General features: G+C 41.8%; 8 protein-coding genes. 2 read left to right on the forward strand and 6 right to left on the reverse strand.

The genetic code is table 11. From position 1 onward, the window contains the following. Positions 1 to 41: 41 nt before the first annotated feature. From DX933_RS03770 to DX933_RS03780, 3 genes are all read right to left on the reverse strand, one after another. Positions 42 to 578: a BsuPI-related putative proteinase inhibitor gene (locus DX933_RS03770; protein ID WP_123315150.1), complete on the reverse strand. Its 537-nt coding sequence runs from the start codon at positions 576 to 578 to the stop codon at positions 42 to 44. 166 nt (positions 579 to 744) lie between these two features. After that, on the reverse strand, positions 745 to 5,892 hold the full coding sequence (locus tag DX933_RS03775) for a S8 family serine peptidase (protein WP_190279401.1): 5,148 nt from the start codon (positions 5,890 to 5,892) through the stop codon (positions 745 to 747). Positions 5,893 to 6,162: 270 nt separating this feature from the next. Then, positions 6,163 to 10,131 carry a cell wall-binding repeat-containing protein gene (locus DX933_RS03780; RefSeq protein WP_123315152.1) on the reverse strand — a complete coding sequence of 1,323 codons (3,969 nt, stop codon included), beginning with the start codon at positions 10,129 to 10,131 and terminating at the stop codon, positions 6,163 to 6,165. Between the two features lie 201 nt (positions 10,132 to 10,332). On the opposite strand from DX933_RS03780, the gene DX933_RS03785 reads away from it, so the two are divergent. Beyond that, on the forward strand, positions 10,333 to 10,539 hold the full coding sequence (locus DX933_RS03785) for a hypothetical protein (protein ID WP_123315153.1): 207 nt from the start codon (positions 10,333 to 10,335) through the stop codon (positions 10,537 to 10,539). 21 nt (positions 10,540 to 10,560) lie between these two features. Continuing rightward, positions 10,561 to 11,310 carry a phosphotransferase gene (locus DX933_RS03790; protein WP_123315154.1) on the forward strand — a complete coding sequence of 250 codons (750 nt, stop codon included), beginning with the start codon at positions 10,561 to 10,563 and terminating at the stop codon, positions 11,308 to 11,310. A gap of 259 nt (positions 11,311 to 11,569) precedes the next feature. Here DX933_RS03790 and DX933_RS03795 read toward each other — a convergent pair whose 3' ends face one another. From DX933_RS03795 to DX933_RS03805, 3 genes are all read right to left on the reverse strand, one after another. Further along, positions 11,570 to 13,969 carry a S8 family serine peptidase gene (locus DX933_RS03795; RefSeq protein WP_190279402.1) on the reverse strand — a complete coding sequence of 800 codons (2,400 nt, stop codon included), beginning with the start codon at positions 13,967 to 13,969 and terminating at the stop codon, positions 11,570 to 11,572. A gap of 181 nt (positions 13,970 to 14,150) precedes the next feature. Then, positions 14,151 to 16,598 (reverse strand): cell wall-binding repeat-containing protein, encoded by a 2,448-nt coding sequence (locus DX933_RS03800; RefSeq protein ID WP_123315156.1) that lies wholly within the window; start codon positions 16,596 to 16,598, stop codon positions 14,151 to 14,153. Between the two features lie 491 nt (positions 16,599 to 17,089). After that, on the reverse strand, positions 17,090 to 19,483 hold the full coding sequence (locus DX933_RS03805; protein ID WP_123315157.1) for a cell wall-binding repeat-containing protein: 2,394 nt from the start codon (positions 19,481 to 19,483) through the stop codon (positions 17,090 to 17,092). Positions 19,484 to 19,526: the final 43 nt, after the last annotated feature.

Raw genomic sequence — 19,526 nt, forward strand, 5'->3', positions numbered from 1 at the left:
TGTCCTGGAGGTCCCAGACAGGTTTTCATTACTATCTCTTATTATTCTATTGTAAATTCTTTAGAAATTGTTTTTTCACTAAAACCTTTTGCTGCTAAGAACACGGTTATAGTATATGTTCCTTTTTCCAATTCGGGCAACTCTAATTCAAAAGTTTCTTCATCTCCGGGTTTTAATTCCATTTCCTGAATGACTTGCATAAATGCGCGGCCTTTAGAATAACGATGTACTTCTTCACCGGCTTCATTGGTTATGATAAATTCATATTTCTGACTGGAGCCAAATTGAAAGACGACACTATCTTCACTATTATTTTTCACGGTATAGTTAAATGTTTTCTCTGCACTTTGCATATCTGCAGGCACAAGTGTAAATTCAACGCCTTCTGTATCTACATCATCTCCATCACCGGGATCAAATGGGTCCTTCATATCATCCTTATCCTTCAACTCGCCGCCTCCGTCATCTGTTTGATCTTTATTATTGTCATCATCTGACTTTTGATTGTTCATGATTACGAATGCCAATACAATTCCTATGATTACAATTGCCACGATTCCGAAAATTGTTTTTTTCATTTGACACACCTCTTTCACCTTTGCGACTTTAGTATACCATACCCTAAAATACGACTAAATTAAACGCGTCAGGACGGTCTACTCTACTATTAAGCTTATGAGATAAGTCAATCAACATATGCAAGGAGTTAAGGAAGAAGGGGCTCGAAAATCAGCCCCCATCCTTTTACTGTAATAACTCTTTCAATGCTGCAAACACTTCTTTGGATACGGCTACTTCACCACCGAAGACAGATAGGAATTTTACTTGTTCTTCCTGTATATATGGTGCAGTGTCCTTTGGTACCCTATGGTGTACCAGGATTATGCCGCTGTCTTGCTTCGCTGCGAGTACCGCTCCTGTTAAGGCATCCGCATATTCTTTACCAGTTGCGACATATTGATGCTTGTTCTCCACACCGAAATGCTTGGCGATGGCAATGTTGGTACCATAACGATCATGGCCATGCAGACGCTTTACAGCTGGCAGCTGGTTCGCAATCTTTTCATGAACCACCTGTGGACCACCAACAACAATGGTTTCCCTTAATCCAAGTTTCTTAATCGCTGCTTCCGTGCCTTTTGGCAACACATCCGGACGTGTTAACAGGATCGGAAGCCCTTCCTTTGCCGCATGTGCTGCAACGGAAAGTGCATCTGGAAAATCCATACCATTCGCTACAACTGCTTGTTTCGTACCGTTTGGTGCCAATTCATCCGCAATGTAAGCGGCTGTTTCAAAGCGGGTATCTCCAGCGATACGTTTAACAGATAGTCCTTGTTTTTTCAAATCCGCTTCAATCTGGTTGCTAACCGCTTTTTCCCCACCTAGAATGATGACATTCTTTGCTTGAAGTCGCTTGATTTCATCTTTTGTTGTGCTCCACATCTTATCTGACGGCGTTAATAAAATTGGTGCGTCTAACGCATGTCCCAGTGGAACACCTGCCAGGCTATCCGCAAATTCATCCCCTCTTGCTAAAATGACTGTATCTGCCTTTGCCCAACCAGTCTTACTGATTTCAACCGCTGTATCGTAACGGATATCGCCAGCGATGCGATTGATTGATTCTTTTGCGACGTGTAATTTACCTTCTGCAATTGCTTGAAGCTTCAAACCATCCTGGTCCTTCAGTTCCACTTCTATCATCGCATCTTGTATATTCGTATTGGCTGGAACAACCCAGGTTCCTTCATATTTTCCTGATTTAACTTCCTTCATGTTTGTAGAATCCGCTTCTAATTTGTTTGCCTGTCCAGTTGGCAACTTGATTAGGAAGTTCGCTTCTCCACCCTCTACCGTGCTTTCGAATGAGATTTTCACTTCATCTCCAGCCAACAAATATTGATCCTTCTTAGGTTGGACATTGGTAATTTCCGGTACAATATCCTGATAAATAACCATAACTGTTTTAGATTGTTCATTTCCTGCAAGATCCTTTGCCACGACAACGATTTGGTTTTCACCTTCTGTTAATGCAACAGGAGTAGAATAATGTTCTTCTTGCACATTGACCTCTTTGTCATTTACCGTTACAATCTTTAAATTTTCGTCCGTTACTTTTCCTTCTACTACTATTTCACTATTCTTTGTGGTCGTTCCATCCTTTGGACTCTCTATTGTTAGTTTAGGTTTGATGGAATCCAATACAACATCAATCGTCTTTGAAACATTTACAGGAGACCCTTTATAGAACGAAACGACTGATAGTTTGTTATTCCCTTCCTCTAGCTTTGATTGATAAGAAAATGCACCTGATTCATCAGCTTGGAAGGTTCCTATTTGCTTTCCATTGTTTAATAAACGTAAAGTAGCAGAAGGTTCCGCTTCCCCCGCTATGTTCAGTTCAGCTTCATTCGTATATATACCAGTAGATGGCGATGAAATGACTGGTGTTTTCATATTTGGAGCATCTTCGCTATATGCCACACTTGCACGAATCATATAATTACCTAGACTATCCTCTGCCTGATACCAATTGCCGCCCAGGTAATCCCAGCTTCTTCCTGCAGCTTGATTCGCATCCCCATCTGATACAAATCCAGGGACATATGGAAAATCATCCACCTGTAAATAGACAATATAGAAATCTCCATCAAGTAGTAATCCCAAGTCGGATAAATCGACTTCTGTCCATTGGTTTAAATCACGTTTTGCTTTAGCTTTAACTGGACCAGCTAGCTTTGTTCCGGGCGAGCCATCCTCACCATCTGCATCATAGATTGCAATTTCAATTGCTTCTCCACCTGGAACCGGAACATGAGCTGCCCAGAATTGCAGCTTTGCACCAGTCAGCATCGCGGCACCTTTCTCCTCATCCAAAGACATTCGAACTGCAAAGCCGTTCCCCTTTTTACCCATTGCAAGGTTTTTACCATAGCTCCCATTATCATAAGAGATTTCTTTATCCTCACCACGGAAATAGGAATCCATATTGATATCAAGTGCGATATCTTCTCCTGCTTCAACAGTAATTTGCTTACTAACAGACTGGTACCCCGGCGCTCGAACGATTACTGTATGATCACCTTCTAATGCGGACAACTCATAGATGCCTGCGTTATCCGAAGAGGCATTTGCTGCCAGTTCGTCATCAGAAAGCTGGATAACAGCATTTGCTATTGGGTTACCAAAAGAGTCTGTCACTGTTCCAGATATCTTCTGTGATGATAAAGGTTCTAGCTGAAAAACAGGTGTTGCTTCACCTTTACTTTCAATCGAAATTTGTTTTGTTGTATGTTTATAGCCATAGGCTTCAATAGATAGTGTGTATGTTCCCGGCTCATGATAAATTGCAAATGAACCATCTTGTGGATTTGTGGTTGTTGTCCATCCGGTTTCTACGACTTCAATATTTGCATTTACCGGTAGCGTCCCTTTTGATTTTTGTATTTTATGGGATTGTTCGATTGGATACTGGATTGCAGAATCAGCCAGTTTTTGCGTATTGTTTCTGTCTTCAGGCTGTACTGCTCCATTACCTCCACCTTCCCGGACTAGTTTGACATCATCAATGTACCAACCAGGGAATTCATTATCACGTGTTAAGAGGTTAAATGCAATATATACTTTTTTTCCGGCATAATCTGAAAGATCAATACCTGCTTCATGCCAGTTTTCATTATCCTTTGATATTTGATACAGCTGCGTCCAATTTTCTCCGTCCTCCGATAAGAAAACAGTTCCAACATCTTCACCAAACCAGCTTAAACTATACCATTGCTTAAACCTTAACACCGTATCTTCCTCAACAAGGACTGGTGGCATCATTAAGGACATATCTGCATCCATTTTGTAATTGCCACGTAAATGGGTCCCCATTACCTTATCACCAGACGCTGCTTGATCAGGACCAAAAAGTGGCGCACCCCATTCCCAGGAATTATAGCGCCCAAAAGCATACCAGCCATCTGGATACAATTCAAAATCCTCTGTATACCCGGCAGAAATCCCTTCCTCAATCGAAACATCATACGTATCGGTTATCGTTTCATTTCCATAAAAGTCCTTTATGGTCCACCAATAGGATAAGTCATCTCCAACTACCCGTTCCCCTGGAATGATAGCTTCATAAATTCCTTCTTGATGGTCTCCATCCACACGATTAGTACGGAAGGTCTCTTCTTTTCCTTGATCAATTGTTAGATGTAACGTTACTTCCTCCACACTCACATCATCTGCTGCAGTAATGGAAAAATGCGCATCCTCATTTGTAAATACAACCCTACGTTCATGATGTTCATATTGAGGCGGTTTGTTATCCTCTTGCTCCGAAATGATTTGACCATGGATGGAACCAACACCATTTGCAGCTGCTTCAACTGCGGCTGGTGCATTGACAATACCAAATCCGTACCCATTATTTGGTGTTTCCGTATATGTTTCATCTGTTTTTTCATCTGCAGTCCATTTCAGAATGGAATCAATTTGATCCACAGTGAGACTAGGATCTGCCTGTAGCATCAACAATGCTATCCCTGACACAAGTGGTGCTGCCATAGATGTACCGTTAAAAAAGTCATATTCAAATTGATCCCATGTTTCCCCTGGGACAGATGAGCGAATCCCTACCCCAGGTGCGGCTAAATCTGGTTTTACATCGCCATTTTCAGACGGTCCTCTTAAAGAGAAGCTTGCTAGTTGGTTCTCCTGATCAGTCGCACCAACAGCGATAGATTCTGGATAATTTCCTGGTGCGGAAGCCGAGCCAGGGGTAGCTTTTGAAAATAACCCAGCATTTCCGACTGAAAATATTGGAACAATTCCAGCATCCCTCCAAGCTTGTACCATAGGGCGGAACCAATCATTATCATACGGATTTCCACCCCAGGAATTATTAACGATATCAGGAGCTTTTTCCGGATGTGGTACCCCTTCATTATCTGTCGGGGCTAGCACCCATTCTCCCGCTTCCAAAATATCAGAATCATAACCAGTATCTCCCCAGAATGCGCGAACTGCGATCCATTTTGCACCTGGAGCTGCACCAATTTTATTCGTACCGTCAGCTTCCTGACCGACCATTGTTCCCATCGTATGGGTTCCATGCCCATCAGAATCCATAGGGCTTTGTCTATCCATTACCGCATCATGCCAATTAAATTCATGATCTGCATTATCTGGATCATCTGGATTATAGCCGCGATACTGCCGTTTTACTGCTGGATGAAGCCAGTCAACGCCACTATCAATATTGGCAACAACCATTCCTTCACCATCATAGCCCTGTTCCCATACTTCAGGTATTCCGACCTGCGAAACATTCCATTCTATTTCATCATCAGCAAGTTGTTTGTCCTTCTTATTTTCTACCTTTTCTGGTGGAGAAAGCTCCCGTTGCTCGTCTAAAACTACTTCTTTTACTTCCGGCATTGCTATCAATGCTTCAGCAGCTTTTTTTGTTCCTTCCACTGCAATTGCATTCAGAATATAAAACGAACGTAACTTGTCAATATCACCAGACTTTTGCTGTTTTGATATTTGTTTTAGCACATCTTTTTGCGTTTCAGTTGCATTTTTTTGTAGTGCAGCGGTAATCGCCTTTCCCTTTTCCATTTTTAATTCCGTAGGTTTTAGCTTCTGGGTTGCAGCTTTCATTTCCACTTGTTTAGAAATGTTTTCTGTCTGCAGTTGCTTTTCTAAAATGACAATAAATCGTACCTTATCCTTTTCTTTAAATGCTTCCACTAATTCTTGCTGCAGTTTACCGATTTGATTGGTAGTAGATGCTTGTGGCTTTGCCATTGCACCTGCAGGAAATACTAAGCTTAAAAGCAACAATACTATCATAAATATCGACATGCATTTTGAATGTCTGCCATTCCGCATTCCCATATACATCCTCCTAAAGTATGATTGGATTATTCATTTTCTATTTCCCCTATACTATATGGATAGATATCTATTCACTATGAACTATAGCAAAAACCGACATATTAAAACATGAAATTAAACAAATATTTTAAAAATAGCGAAAAGTAACTAGCTATCCACCCTATCCTAATGGAAAAGAACTAGTCCAAAGCAACCAGATGGTGCATTCCCAGGCATGGAATGTAAAAAAAGAGCATCCTTTTCCAAGTTGGAAAAAGACGCCCTTTACTATTACTGTAATAACTCTTTCAATGCTGCAAACACTTCTTTGGATACGGCTACTTCGCCACCGAAGACAGATAAGAATTTCACTTGTTCTTCCTGAATATATGGTGCGGTATCCTTTGGCACCCTGTGGTGTACCAGGATTATGCCGCTGTTTTGCTTCGCTGCGAGTACCGCTCCTGTTAACGCATCCGCATATTCTTTACCAGTTGCGACATATTGATGCTTGTTCTCCACACCGAAATGCTTGGCGATGGCAATGTTGGTACCATAACGATCATGGCCATGCAGACGTTTTACAGACGGAAGCTGGTTCGCAATTTTGTCATGAACCGCCTGTGGACCACCAACAACAATGGTTTCTTTTAATCCAAGTTTCTTAATCGCTGCTTCCGTTCCTTTCGGCAACACATCTGGACGTGTCAGCAGGATGGGAAGTCCTTCCTTTGCCGCATGTGCTGCAACGGAAAGTGCATCTGGAAAATCCATACCATTCGCTACAACTGCTTGTTTCGTACCGTTTGGTGCCAATTCATCTGCAATGTTGGCAGCTGTTTCAAAGCGGGTATCTCCAGCGATACGTTTAACAGATAGTCCTTGTTTTTTCAAATCCGCTTCAATCTGGTTGCTGATCGCTTTTTCTCCACCTAGAATCACAACTTGTTTAGCTTGAAGCCGTTTGATTTCATCTTTTGTTGTATTCCACAGCTTATCTGATGGCGTTAATAAAATTGGTGCGTCTAACGCATGCCCGAGTGGAACACCTGCCAGGCTATCCGCAAATTCATCCCCTCTTGCTAGAATGACTGTATCTGCCTTAGCCCAGCCAGTCTTGCTAATTTCAATCGCTGTATCGTAACGGATATCGCCAGCGATACGATTGATTGTTTCTTTTGCGACGTGAAGTTTGCCTGGTGCTTGTTCGGTCACTGAATATCCGTCTTCTGTCACCAATTCAACCTCTATCACCGCATCTGTAAAGGAAACATCCTGAGGTACCTGCCAGATTGCCTCAAAAGAACCTGGTAGCTTTTCAATCATTTCTACCCGTTCTGCATACTTTTGGGCCCCTTTTGTTGGGAGCTTTATCGTATAATATGCTTTTGCATGTGGATCGTTTCCTAGAAAAGCTATCCTTACCTCGTCACCAGGCTGTACATATTGATCAACTGCTGGCTTCAAGTATTTGATTGTTGGCTCTTCTCTCGTAATGGTTACCGGATGTGATGTCCCAGCTTCTCTTCCATTCACTAAGGAAATAGCCACAAATTTATTTTCCCCTACTTCTAATTGTGCATCGATGGCAAATGAACCACTTTCGCCCACCTCGACTGTGTCTATCTTTTTACCATTCTGCTTTAATTCAATCATTGTCGTAGGAGAAGCTGATCCTTCCACCGTTATCAATCGTTCTATTGTTGAATGTCCCTCATCAGGTGAAGTGATTACAGGAGTATCCACTTCATAATCGACTATCGCACGAATCATTTTATTGCCTGTTAGAAAATCTTTTTCCAATTGGTACCAATGGCCGCGATACATTTCCCAGCTGCGTTTCGTAAAGGTACCACTTTTATCATTTTGCAGCTTTGGTGCTTCTCTACTATCTTTGGTTTGAATATAGACGAGATAGAAATCACCATCCACCACAATTCCTTGATCCTCTAAGTCTATAAATGTCCATTCGCCATCCTTTCGTGCTTCTGCATCGATTGGGCCGGCAATTTTGGTACCAGGCGCACCATTTGGACCATCTGCAGCTAACACCTCAATATGGAAATGGTCACCACCAACGTCGGCATTAAACTTGGAGAATAAGAACTTACCACCTGTAAGTGTAGCCCGGTCTTTCCCCTCTGCTAGTGACATTTTAACTGACCACGCGTTACCGGCATCATGGAACCAGCTGCCACCTTCACCTGTACCATCATCGTAAATTAACTCTTCACCCGGATAGCTAAAAAATGGTTCCAATTCGACTGAAATCGATTCGCCAGCCTGTGAAATCTCGACTTGCTTCTCGGTCATTTCATAGTCTTTAGCCGCAATTTGCAAGGTATAGGTACCCTCGTAACCGGTTAGGTTAAAGGTTCCTTTACCATCTGTTCTGACCGGCTTCACATTTGCGTCTTCCTTCAATTGGATCAGCGCATGTTCAACTGGTGTACCTGTTGTAGCATCCACAATCGTTCCAGATAGTTCTGCCTGTTGCAATGCTTGTAGCTCAAAGTTTTCTGTTACGGCTGTTTCACCTAGGGTAATATCACGTTCGATTGCTTGATAACCATAGGATTCTGCAACTAATGTATAGTCGCCGCCAGCATAGGTTAATGCATATGCCCCGTCCGTTGCACTTGTATAGGCCAAACGCTCTGTTCCAAGTAAGCTGACTGTTGCTTGAAGTGCGCTACCATCCTGTTTTTTCGTTACATTCCCTTCAACCGTTCCTATCCCTTGGTCAATGGCTTGTAAAGCATGATGCACATCTAATAAACCATAGCCATAGCCATGATTTGGTGTAGTCGGATATGCTTCGTCTGTTAGTGGTTTTGCAGTCTCTTGCAATAATGCTTCCAATTCATCAACAGATATCATTGGATTTTCGGCACGCAATATGGCGGCCGCTCCGCCAACCTGTGCCGCAGCAAGCCCCGTACTATTGCCAACCGCATAGCCACCGCCGACGTAGGAAGATTTCACTGCCTGGCCAGGTGCAACCATATTTGGTTTTATTTCATCATATGGTGATGGACCTAGTAAAGATATGGTGGATAGGACATCCCCAATATCGGTAGCGCCAACTGCAAACGACTCTGGATAGTTGGCTGGTGCTTCTACTGAGCCTTCTCCCCCTTTATTGGAAGAGCTTCTATTTCCAGTTGGAAAAATTGGCAGTATACCTGCATGTCTCCATTCCTGTACGGCCTGACGAAACCATTCATTTTCACCTGGCCCCATACTCCAAGCGTTTACTACGATATCTGGAGCCATATCAACCCTCGTATTTCCTTCTGCATCCACCGGCGCAAGGACCCATTCCGCTGCAGCAAGTAAGTCTGCATCTGTTGTTGCCCCGTCATGAAATGCTTTCACACCAATAAACTTTGCATCAGGAGCTACACCAATTTGATTGTCTGCATCTCCCCCGACAACCAAACCAGTCATCATGGTGCCGCTGCCGTTATCATCCACTGGTTCAGCACTTTCTCCTGATGTATCGAACCAGCTGAATGTATGATCTACGGTATCCGTTTCAGCCTGATATCCGCGATATTTTGTTTTTAATGCAGCATGCGCCCACTCGATACCTGTATCAATGAGGGCCACAACTGCGCCATCACCTTTTGCCTCTTTTTCCCATGCTGCTGGTGCCTTAATGCGGTCTATATTCCATTCAGCCACAGATTCTTCCAAAGTTTTTTCTTCCAGCTTAGGCAGCTGATGGCTTTGATTCAATTGAATGGCTTCCACCTCAGGATATGCGGCCAGCTCTGTGGCAACCTCCTCTGTCACCGTCGCTGAAATAGCATTAACAATATAATAGTCGTTCACTGCTTTCACTTGTCCTTGCTTTTTCTGCTCCGCAAGGTATTCCTTCACGTCCTGCTGTGAAGACCATGCTGTATTTTTCAATGTTGTAACGACAGCTGACCGTTGCTGCTGCAATTGCTTATATGCACTCATTCCTTCTTGCTTAGCAGCTTGCTTGTTCTGTTTCACTGCAGCCTTTGTGTCTGCCCGCTGCTGGAACATAACCAAAACATCGACTACTTCATCTGCTGCAAAAGCATCCCATACAGCTTGTTCCACCTTTTGTTCAGCTGTTGATTGAAATTGAACCTTAGCTCCTTTTTTTCCTGCAGCTTGTGTCACCATTCCTGGTAATACCATCGATAATACAAGTAAAAGACTTGTCATGATGATAAACAGCTTTCTTTCTACATGTGACACGCTACGTACATGCTTATTTTTCAAGACCTTTTTCCTCCCTCTTTATATGTATGATTAGAACTATTCCTCCCCTAAATCATACATGAAGGATAAGAAAAACTCGTCACATTTTCGGGAATTTTGCAAAAATAGTAGGAAGGTCCTGTGTGATTTGGTATATAGTAAGAAAGAGCTTGAAATAAAAAGGTTTTGAACTTGGATTAGATTTTGAAGGGGTTGTTGTGAATGGAACAAATTACAGATTCGCATATACTTGATGATATATGTCATTCCATCCGAGCTATTTTCGGTTGGAACATCCATCATACGATGGCCATACCGCTTGGTTATAAGAACCTGAAATGGCGTATATTTACCGATCATGGCAGTTATTTTGTCAAACAGTACAATCGGACCCGCTATCCGTCATCTTCCAACGCAGGACTTGAATAATCTCTTCGGTTACAGGATTCTCTGTTTCAAAACGGAATACCATGCCCCAGACTTTATCCATCTCAACAACATTATGTATTAACGAGTAAACTTGGTCAGCGATTTGTCGTAATGGAGGATTTAGACGGATCGCTGATAGAACCTGGTACCATTCATCCTTCACAAGCCTACTCACTTGGACTAACCATTGGTCAAATGCATCAGCTTCTATTTGAAACAGCCCCCGTTAGGCAAACTTTACATTGGAATTTACCGACTAAAACAGAGATGCTGCAAAACTGGCGTAAAAGATGGGAAGAAGCCAAGTCATTGGCATGCGATCAAACGATGAAGCAATTAGAAGTTCAACAAAAAATAATCGATGGGCTGGAATGGGACTTGTTTTCCTCCTGTGAAAAAGGGTGGGCCCACTGGGATTTATTTGTTGATAATATACTGTTTCATTCAGATTCTGTCGCAGCTTTACTGGATTTTGACCGTATGCACTACGTATATCCTGAATTTGATATTTCACGTGCCGTTTTATCTTGTTGTTTATTGAATAATAAATTGGATATGACTTGTACCACAGCTTTTATTTCAGGTTATCGTCAGTACCGCAACTTATCGCATTCCAAGCTTGTCAGGTCCATGAAACTTACATGGTGGAAGGAATCCTCCTGGCTACAGGTTGCGAAAACGACGGATTCCAGACCAATGATTCGCTTTCGTGAAGAAATGATTTGGTTAGCAAATCAATGGGATGTATTAGAGGACGTATTCGATGTTTAAAAAAATAGAAGGCTATTCCTTTAAACATGGAAAGGAATAGCCTCGTTGGTTTCTATATTAAAGATACAGATTAACTGGCTGTAAGCCCCCACACCGAGAATGTTTGTAGATAACAAGTATTGTTAGTGGGGAATCAACAGCCAGTAAAAGCCTGATTGGTTCAACTAACAATCAGTGGGGAAAGTGCGAAATCCCCACTGATTGAAGTTTCACTTTATCATTTATTAACTGGCTGTAAGAACCCCACTGAAGTTTCACTTTATTTCTTTAGTAAATCAAGTAATCCAGCTTCTACGGTTTCACTAATGGCGACTGGTCCACCTAATAATGTTAAACGTTCCAGCGCATGATCTGTGATGTATTTGCTTGTTACTGCTGGAATCTTTCGATGTACGAAAAGAATCGCACTATCCTGCTTTGCCGCTAAAACAGCTCCTGTTAACGCATCGGCAAAATTCATGCCGGTCGTCACATATAAGTGCTTTGATTTCGGCTGATAGTGATTCATAATTTGTATATTGGTTTCAAAGCGATCGGACCCTTCCAATCTTGTCGGCTTCGGTAATTGTTTCATTACCGTATTATTGACAACCTTATCCCCACCAACAACTACAGCTTGCTCTGCTCCAAGCTTGGAGAGGGCTGATTTTGTAGCTTTCGTTAATTTATGATCTGTTACCAATAAAATCGGATGTCCTACCTTTGCTGCATGAGAAGCTACGGACAATGCGTCCGGAAAATCCATACCATTTGCGACAACTACTTGCTTACTCCCATTCGGGCTTAATTCATTTGCAATCTTTGCTGCCGTCTCAAAGCGGGCATCGCCAGCAATTCTTCTAACCGAAAGCTTTTCGTTCACAAGTTGGGTGACAATCGAATCCGAAATTGCTTTCGGACCACCAAGTACAATCACCTGTTTGGCACGCAAACGTTTGATTTCACGTAACGCAGGGCCGTACAGTTTATTCGATGATGTTAAGATAATTGGCGCATCCAATTGATAGGCGAGTGGAACACCTGCCAATGCATCCGCAAATTCATCCCCACGGGCAAGAATTACCGTATCCGCTTTATCCCAGCCTTTTTGACTAATTTGAATAGCTGTATCATAGCGTAGGTAACCAGCTATACGCTGAATAGAGCTATTTTCCTTCGCAGTAGCTTGTTCAACTGCTTTAGGTGCTTGGATCAAGCCATAGCCAAAACCATTATTCGGTGATTGTGTAAAGGTTTTATTGGTTAATGGCAGGGCTGTATCTGTTATCACATCTCGTATTTGGTCGATTGAAAGTCCCGGGGCTGCCTGCTTGACTAGAGCTACCATACCAGCAACGGTTGGAGTAGCCATCGAGGAACCCGACATATTCTTGTAGCCACCCTTTGCATTTGCTGATCGCACGCTTACACCTTGTGCAACAACATCTGGTTTAATTTCCCCATATGGAGACGGTCCCCAATAAGAGCTATTTGCTAACGCGTTATTTTTATTAATAGATCCTACAGCAAATGATTCTGGATAGTTGGCTGGATTTTTAACTGTTCCTGGTCCGTTTGGATGAGTGGCTGATGCATTTCCAACTGCAAATACTGGAAATATACCAGCAGCAACCCATGCTTTCACCACATCTCGATACCATTCATCATATTCGGCTGTTTGACTCCAAGAATTGTTGACAATATCCGGTGATAGATCCGGGCGTTCATTCCCATCTGCATCACGCGGTGCTAAAATCCATTCAGCCGCGCGAAGCAAGGCTGGATCAGAAGCGGTGTCACCTGAAAATGCCTTGACGGCAATCCACTTCGCCCCCGGTGCAACACCGATTTGATTCGAGCCGTCTGGTTCACTTCCAACCATCGTTCCCGTAACATGGGTTCCATGTCCGACAGAATCACGTGGTTCGGCATAACCATCACTGGTTGCATCGTACCAATTAAAAGTATGAGATACTTTACCTGTTTCTTTATTGTAACCACGGTACTTTTCTTTCAATGCTGGATGATCCCATATTACCCCTGAGTCAATCGTAGCAATTACGATGCCGCTACCGTCAATACCTTGTTCCCAAACTGTGGGAGCACCGATTTTTTCAATATTAGCACCCACTTTTGCTGCTGAAATTCTTGATTCAGGTTGTGGTTCCATTTCTGGTATTTCATATGTACCACTTGGTTGAATTGATGCTACTTCTGGAAACTTACTGATTTCCTCTGCCACTTTCTTTGTTGCTTGTACGTAGACACTATTTACAATATGAAATGATTCTATATGAGTGGCTTCTCCAGTCTCAGCAGCTTCCTCCAAGTATGTTAATACATCTGTTTGCGCAGCTTTACTCGTTTCCTTTAAGGCTGCAATAACAGCTTTTCGTTGTTCCAACTCAGCTGTTTTTGGGTCTGTATGTACACCAGATAGAGCAGCATGATTTTCCGCAATCTTTTCTACTGCTGCTGTAGCTTTAAACCGTATCATAAAGCCTACTTGATTTTCATGATCAAATTGAACAATTAATTCGTTTGACAGCTTATTTGATTGTTGTTCTATGTTCTTATTTCCTTGCGCTGCTGCTACCGTATTCATTGGTATCACCAATACAAATACAAGAAGCAACATAAGTATCATATGAGGCCAGTTCGTTTTTCTTATTTGCTGCATCAAGCATATTCCTTTCTGTTGCATGGTTTATTAATGCATCTGCTATTCTATGATTCTAACATTAGTAGTCTAGCTTTACCATTCTTTTTCCATATCATCCATACAACAAAAAACTGTCTCGCGGAATCATCCGACGAGACAGTTTCTTTATTATTCATCCATTGATGAAAGCTATGGTCGATTACTGATTCAAGAAATCTTCCAAGCCTTTAACAATGCTGTCGCTAACTGCGTTGGAACCACCGAATACAGATAGATCAGAAGCACCTTGTTCTGTTAAGAACTCAGTAATTCTATCGTATTTCATAGTCGTTTCGTTAACAAGGATTACTGCAGTGTTTTCCTTCGCTGCCAAAACAGCTCCAGTCAATGCATCTGCGTATTCCATGCCAGTAGCAACATACAGGTGATCAGCATCAACGTTGTAATCTCTTAGGATTTCGAAGTTTGTATCAAAACGGTCTTTACCAGCCAAGCGGTTTGCACCTGGAAGCTGACCAAATACATCTTCAGAAACAACTGCTGGTCCACCAATAACAACTGTAGACTCAACATTCAAGCTTTCCAATGCGCCTTGAGTTGCATCAGGAATCTTGTTTGCTTGTGTCAATAGAATTGGAGTTCCAGACTGAGCAGCAGATGCAGCAATAGACAATGCATCCGGGAAGTCCAGTCCGTTTGCTAATGCAACTTCATTAGCAGAGAATCCTTCTACATTTTCAACTAACCATTCAGCAATTTCAACCGCTGTATCAAAGCGAGTTTCACCTGCTAAACGTTCTGTATCAATATTTTCATTGTTCAACTGGTTATCAACATCTGGGTTAACCGCAATTTCTCCACCTAGCAAGATTGCATCGGTAGCACCTAGACGTTCAACCTCTGCCATTGTACGATCTAATATTTTCTGTAATCCACCTTCTGTAGTAGACGGGACCAATAGAATTGGAGAATTCAATGCATGTGCCAAAGGTACACCAGCTAGAGCATCAGCGAAATCATCACCGCGCGCAAGTACGACTTGCTTCCCTTCCAATGCGCCATCTTCCCAACCTTTTTGGCTGATTTCAATTGCTGTTGCATAACGATCCTTACCTTCAATACGATCAATTTCAACTGCTGGCTCTTCTGGCTCTTCCGGTTCTTCCGGCTCTTCAGCCAATTCTTCAGCAGCTGCTGATACATTAATCAAACCATGGCCAAAGCCATCATTTGGAGATTGTGGATATTCAGCGTCAGTCAATGCTTCAGCTGTATCAAGTAATGCTTGTTCAATATCTGCAATTTCTGCATCTGGAGCAGCTTGTAGCAATAATGCAATCGCACCAGCTACTGCAGGAGCAGCCATAGACGTACCTGGCATTGCTACGTAACCATCACCTGGGTAAGCAGAAACAACATCTACACCCTGCGCAACAACCTCAGGCTTTGTCTCATCATAAGGAGACGGTCCTCTTAGAGAAAACTCTGCAAGATCTTTATTATTGTAGATTGCACCTACTGCGAATGCTTCTGGATATGCTGCTGGTGCAGATACGGAACCAGGAACTGCTTCAACAACACCTGGAACTTCATTACCTGCTGCAAATGAAGCAGCAATACCTGCCGCATTCCAGCTTACAATTACATCACGGAAAAACTCTCCAAGGTCTTCAATTGGATCTACTCCAGGGAAACCCCATGAGTTATTAATAACGTCTGGTGCCAAAGAAGCATCGCCACCTGGCGCCATCATCCACTCTGCTGCTTCTAGAAGATCATTTGTGTTACCATTTCCAGCTGCATCTAGAATTTTACCTGAAATCCATTGTGCACCTGGTGCTACACCAATAATGGTATCTTCATCAGCAACATAACCTGTCATTGTTCCAATGGTATGTGTGCCATGACCATCGTCATCATAAGCTTCTTCAATTCCGTCAATTGGATCAAAGAAGTTTCCTTCGTGGTTAACAGTTCCATCTGCTGCATTGTATCCACGATATGATTCTTTAAGAGCTGGGTGATCCCATTGTGCACCGGAGTCAAGACTTCCGATTACAATACCTTCCCCAGTAATTCCTTCTTCCCAAAGTGGAATTGGATTTACTAAATCAACGTTTTCCAATACACTGGAAGCTAATTTTGCATCAGTAGGCTCTGCTACTGGCTCAATAGCCTGAATTTGCAAGTTAGGAATAACTTTTTTTACTTCTGTTAGTGCTGCTAATTCTTTAGCAACATCTTCTGTAGCAGTTACAACAACTGCGTTTGTAATATGATGTGTTGTGAATTCAACGTTTTTATTTTCCAAGAACTTCACAACATTTTTCTGTGTACTTTTTGCTGTTGCTTTTAATTCACTGATTACAGCTTCACGCTGTGCGAGCTTCACTTGCTCAGAAGAAAGGCTTGCTTTCTCTGCTTTTTCTCTTGCTTGTTTTGCAACCTTTACAGAATCAGCTTTCTCATTCAAAGTAACGATAAAAGTAGCTTTATCATTCGACTTGAATTCCTGTACCAGGTCTGCAGATAGTTTAGATGTAGTATTGCTCTTTGCTGATTGCGCACTTACTGCCGGCGCAAATAATGATACAATCATCAAAAGCGCTGCAAGCATACTAAATGCTCTAGTTTGTAATTTCGACAATTAATTTCCTCCTCTATCCTAGATAAAAATTAAACCCTTGGAACGTGAAGCCCAATGCACAGCCCCCGCTCTTCTGAGTTCACCTCCTTCAATAAACAAGGTATATTTTTTTATTGAATTTCCTAGTCTATTCGTCTATGTAACTTATAAACTAGGAAAAACTGCTACAAAATAAAATAAACAAAATTCCGACTTCGATGCTTCTTCTGTTGTGCGATAAATGAAAAATTTACCAAAATACGTATTACCTATTACGAATAATCATTATAGTCGAAGAAAAGTTTTCCATCAATTGGAATTATTATAAATGATTCGTATTAACTATATATCCATGTTACTAAAGTAATAAACCTATTTTCTGAATTGTTTATATTGGAACTAAAGTCCTGTTCTTGATTTCGCACATAAACACCTGCTCAAAAATACGATTTTGCTCCATAGAAAAACCCAAACACATTTTTGAGTCAAATATGTTTGGGCTTTTATCACTACTATCTTATTATCTGCAAAAATTGATTACGCACTTTTGTTTGGATTGCTTTTTCCCCACCTAAAAAGTAAAGATTCTGTTTTGCTTTCACACGGTTTTTTAACCATGTGTTTATATCAGTTGGTATTTTATGTGGCAAGGTCAAAATGATTGGAGCATTTAACTTAGCAGCAAACGGCGCTGCAGCTAATGCATCTGCCGTTTCCAACCCTTGGGCAATGAAGAATTTGCCAGGTGTCAATGTCTTATTTACATAATAGGTATCGGCAATCGCAATACTTGTGGCAAAGCGATCCGTACCACTAATTCTTTTCACATTGCTTGCTCCTAAAAGCTTATTTAATTCTTTTTCCACGGTAGGTGTAATCACTTTATCGCCACCGATAATCGTTGCCTTCTTGACGCCATGCTTGGAAATAAAATTAGAAACATTCTTGTTTAGCTTCGTAGCACCTGTCAATAAAATAGGAATATTCTTGCTGCCTGCATATGGTGCGATAGCTAAAGCATCAGATGATTTATCGTCCCCCGTTGTCACAAATATTTCCGGAGCAGAACCATTGCCAATCACTTCTTCCGCAATTTGGGACGCTGTTTCATAGCGGGTATCGCCTTCAATTCGTTTGACATGTTTAAAGGACTTCTTGATTTCATTTTCAACAGTGGTTGAAATAGCTGTTTTGTTTCCACCAAGAATATACACAGTCGTCGGGTTTAGTCGCTTTAATTCTTTAGCTACAGACGGTGTCAGTTTATTTATTTGCGTTAACAACAAGGGGCCTCCTGTTTTAGCAGCGAGTACACTTCCTGTCAAAGCATCAATTGGTAAATCTCCCCGACCAATCACGACTGTATCTGGTCGCTCCATATGCCAACCATGATTTGCTATACTTACACCAGTTTCGTAACGGGTATCCCCCTGTAAATGAAATGCATCGATATAATCATTGGTCGGTGACAAATAACTAGAGGCAACCCATCCCTTGACATTGCCTGCCTGAACTGGAACCCACACATAATGTTCATAAAAGGAATTCGTTCCAGCATACTTTCCGGTTACGGTAACTTTTGTACCTTTATTCAATTTGCCGATAACGGAACCACCGGCAGTGCCACGAACATTCAGGCCATTCACCGTAACATAAGCCGTATCCCCTGATTTCAGGGATTGACTCGAATAATGTACTGGGCCATCGATTGTTACATTCTTATTATCAAACCGCATTAAGCTGCCGTCTGCATACGGATTTAATTTATGCGTTGGAAATGGATTTAAATCTAATAAACTATAATCTGCAATACGCTCCAGCACTTTCTCCTGGTAAGCAGCATAAGCATTATCAATCGGATTATTTCTTTGTAATAGGCCGTTGTACGCTAAAATGGCGAAATACCAGTTTTCAATTACCATTGGATCATTATTATTGACCGTTGGAATGAGACCTGAACGATGGTAGTTCCATTTATCTTTTAAAATAGCAATTCCTTCTTGAATGTTAAAACGAAGATCATTTTTCAGCCGATCAATATATGCTTCCTTTTCTGCTCCTTCTTTCATATACATATGATTGGACACTTGCATGACCCCGATACCAATACAGTCATAGCCAAGTTTTACGTTTGTACCATCATATGGTAATGTTTTATCACTTTTTTTACATTTTTTAATACTGGTCGGTACTGACGTCCAATATTGCTGCCAGCCACTTTCCTGATAAGCAATCGCCTTTAGTATTTCCGGCGCAATACCAGCCTTTAAGGCTTCTTCCGTTAAGATTTTATTCATTTCTGCTGCGGATGGATTTTTACCACTGGCTAATAAATTGCTTTTGGATTGTTTTTCTTCAATTACTTCTACTTGTTTCTCCTCCGCCTTGACACTTCCAGCTGTTAAAATAAAGCTTTGTGTCACTAACTTACTCGGATCAGTCATGACATCATCTGTTTCATATGATGGGTAGGTTAAGGTCATTCGGCCGTCTTCCCACTCCAGTTGTGCTCGTTCAAAGGTGTCTGATTGATAGATGGATTGTAAGTTTCCGTTATGGACATGTAAAACCTCAAACATTACTGCATTGGATGAACCGATATAACGATAGACTACCGTTGCATATGTTTCCCCATCTACTTGTTGAACCTTTATTTCCGAAGTATGCACGAGCTCTGCTTTATACGCATAAGCGCTGTTTCCATTCAGCATGAGTTCGATGCTTGTCCGCTCCTGCCCATTGTTCACATGCGCGGTCAATTGTTTTTCCAAATGTACCGTTTGTTTACCTGCTTCAAAAAAGACGGTTGCTTCATCTTCTGCCCCTGCCATACTAGGAATCATGAATACCAAGAAACCAGTAATTAGTACAGCATAAACAAGCCCCTTTGTTTTACTATGTTGCATGTAGCGCCCTCCTTATTTTGTTACCTCATAGAATAGCATGTCT

It is taken from the genome of Ornithinibacillus gellani (genome assembly GCF_003730295.1).
Classification (GTDB): Bacteria; Bacillota; Bacilli; order Bacillales; family Amphibacillaceae; genus Ornithinibacillus_A; species Ornithinibacillus_A gellani.

Coding starts and splice junctions, on each gene's coding strand:
- DX933_RS03770 (WP_123315150.1), bottom strand. CDS start 578: ATGAAAAAAACAATTTTCGGAATCGTGGCAATTGTAATCATAGGAATT.
- DX933_RS03775 (WP_190279401.1), bottom strand. CDS start 5,892: ATGGGAATGCGGAATGGCAGACATTCAAAATGCATGTCGATATTTATG.
- DX933_RS03785 (WP_123315153.1), top strand. CDS start 10,333: ATGGAACAAATTACAGATTCGCATATACTTGATGATATATGTCATTCC.
- DX933_RS03795 (WP_190279402.1), bottom strand. CDS start 13,969: ATGCAGCAAATAAGAAAAACGAACTGGCCTCATATGATACTTATGTTG.
- DX933_RS03805 (WP_123315157.1), bottom strand. CDS start 19,483: ATGCAACATAGTAAAACAAAGGGGCTTGTTTATGCTGTACTAATTACT.